The 2,500-nt window shown below is 54.3% G+C and carries 1 tRNA gene and 2 rRNA genes (1 of these 3 cut by a window edge); all 3 read right to left on the reverse strand.

Annotated features, from left to right (window positions below):
• Positions 1-2: 2 nt before the first annotated feature.
• Positions 3-79, reverse strand: a tRNA-Met gene (locus GA0061103_RS34625).
• 256 nt (positions 80-335) lie between these two features.
• Positions 336-450 (reverse strand): 5S ribosomal RNA (rrf, locus tag GA0061103_RS34630).
• A gap of 233 nt (positions 451-683) precedes the next feature.
• Positions 684-2,500 (reverse strand): 23S ribosomal RNA (locus GA0061103_RS34635); it runs 1,101 nt beyond the window's last position.

The following is a 2,500-nucleotide window of genomic DNA, read 5'->3' on the forward strand; positions in this document are numbered from 1 at the left end:
ATTGGTTGCGGGGGCAGGATTTGAACCTGCGGCCTTCAGGTTATGAGCCTGACGAGCTACCGGGCTGCTCCACCCCGCGTTACCAGCGTAAGCCGCTTTGCGGCTTATCGCGCCCGAGCAAACCCTTGGGGTTTGTCGTGTGTCCCCTTGGCCTGTTATTTCAGGTTGGCAAGGGGATAATTGCTTGCTTATCAGAAGCGACAAAGGCCGCTTGTGAGCGGCCTATTGTAACACGGCCTGGGCCGTTATTCGATCAGAGAAGATTGTTAGCCTCATTTTTGATGAGGTGAGGCATAAATCGATTTCATCGATTTAGCGTGAGTTGCGATTAGCAGACCTGGCAGCGACCTACTCTCCCGCGTCTTAAGACGAAGTACCATGGGCGCAGGGGCGTTTCACGGCCGTGTTCGGAAAGGGAACGGGTGCAGCCACCCCGCCATAACCACCAGGTCGGCAAAGCGCAACTTCGGGCTAAACCTTGCGGATTTAGCCCGTTTTGAGAAGCTGGCGAAGTTTTCACTTCATTTTGTCTATTTGAACACGTCGTTGGTGCGTTTCCGGTCGAAGACCGCAAGCGCAAGGCGCGCCGTCCGCAGCGTAGCGATCGAAGATCGCGACAGCGTGAGGACAAAACTCAATGCAGATGAACGTTTACGTTCGTCTGATGAGCACTGGCAATGGGAACGATCAAGCCAATCGAGCTATTAGTACCGGTAAGCTTCATGCGTTGCCGCACTTCCACACCCGGCCTATCAACGTGGTCGTCTTCCACGGCTCTGATAGGGAACACTCGTTTCCAGGTTGGTTTCCCGCTTAGATGCCTTCAGCGGTTATCCATTCCATATATAGCTACCCTGCTATGCCCTTGGCAGGACAACAGGTCCACCAGAGATATGTCCATCCCGGTCCTCTCGTACTAGGGACAGATCCTGTCAATATTCCTACACCCACGGCAGATAGGGACCGAACTGTCTCACGACGTTCTGAACCCAGCTCACGTACCGCTTTAATTGGCGAACAGCCAAACCCTTGGGACCTGCTCCAGCCCCAGGATGCGATGAGCCGACATCGAGGTGCCAAACAACCCCGTCGATATGGACTCTTGGGGGTCATCAGCCTGTTATCCCCGGCGTACCTTTTATCCGTTGAGCGATGGCCCTTCCACGCGGGACCACCGGATCACTATGACCGACTTTCGTCTCTGCTCGACTTGTCAGTCTCGCAGTCAGGCGGGCTTATGCCATTGCACTCGACGACCGATTTCCGACCGGTCTGAGCCCACCATCGCGCGCCTCCGTTACTCTTTCGGAGGCGACCGCCCCAGTCAAACTACCCACCATACACTGTCCCGGATCCGGATAACGGACCGCGGTTAGACATCCATGACGATAAGGGTGGTATTTCAAGGATGGCTCCACAAGAACTGGCGTCCCTGCTTCAAAGCCTACCACCTATCCTACACATGCCGACACGAATGCCAGTGTAAAGCTATAGTAAAGGTGCACGGGGTCTTTCCGTCTGACCGCAGGAACCCCGCATCTTCACGGGGAATTCAATTTCACTGAGTCTATGTTGGAGACAGCGGGGAAGTCGTTACGCCATTCGTGCAGGTCGGAACTTACCCGACAAGGAATTTCGCTACCTTAGGACCGTTATAGTTACGGCCGCCGTTTACTGGGGCTTCGATTCAGAGCTTGCACCCCTCCTCTTAACCTTCCAGCACCGGGCAGGCGTCAGACCCTATACGTCGTCTTGCGACTTCGCAGAGCCCTGTGTTTTTGGTAAACAGTCGCTACCCCCTGGTCTGTGCCACCCTCACATACTTGCGTACATAAGGGTCACGCTTCTTCCGAAGTTACGCGTGCAATTTGCCGAGTTCCTTCAACATAGTTCTCTCAAGCGCCTTGGTATACTCTACCTGACCACCTGTGTCGGTTTCGGGTACGGTCTATACGGTGGAGCTATTTCCTGGAACCGCGTCCCCGCCCACACAATCCAATAAGTGTGAACAAGTTAAGCAATCCGTCACTACCACCAGGCCCACGAATATTAACGTGGTTCCCATCGACTACGCGTGTCCGCCTCGTCTTAGGGGCCGGCTAACCCTGCTCAGATTAACTTTAAGCAGGAACCCTTGGTCTTTCGGCGAGAGGGTCTCTCACCCTCTTTATCGTTACTCATGTCAACATTCGCACTTCCGATACCTCCAGGACCCCTCACGGGTATCCCTTCATCAGCTTACGGAACGCTCCGCTACCACTCCTCAAAGAGGAATCCTCAGCTTCGGTGCATGGCTTCAGCCCCGTTACATTTTCGGCGCAAAGACCCTTGACTAGACCAGTGAGCTGTTACGCTTTCTTTAAATGATGGCTGCTTCTAAGCCAACATCCTGGTTGTTTTGGGATCCTCACATCCTTTCCCACTTAGCCATGACTTGGGGACCTTAGCTGGAGGTTAGGGTTGTTGCCCTTTTCACGACGGACGTTAGCACCCGCCGTGT

It is taken from the genome of Martinezella multihospitum (genome assembly GCF_900094585.1).
Taxonomy (GTDB): Bacteria; Pseudomonadota; Alphaproteobacteria; order Rhizobiales; family Rhizobiaceae; genus Rhizobium; species Rhizobium multihospitium.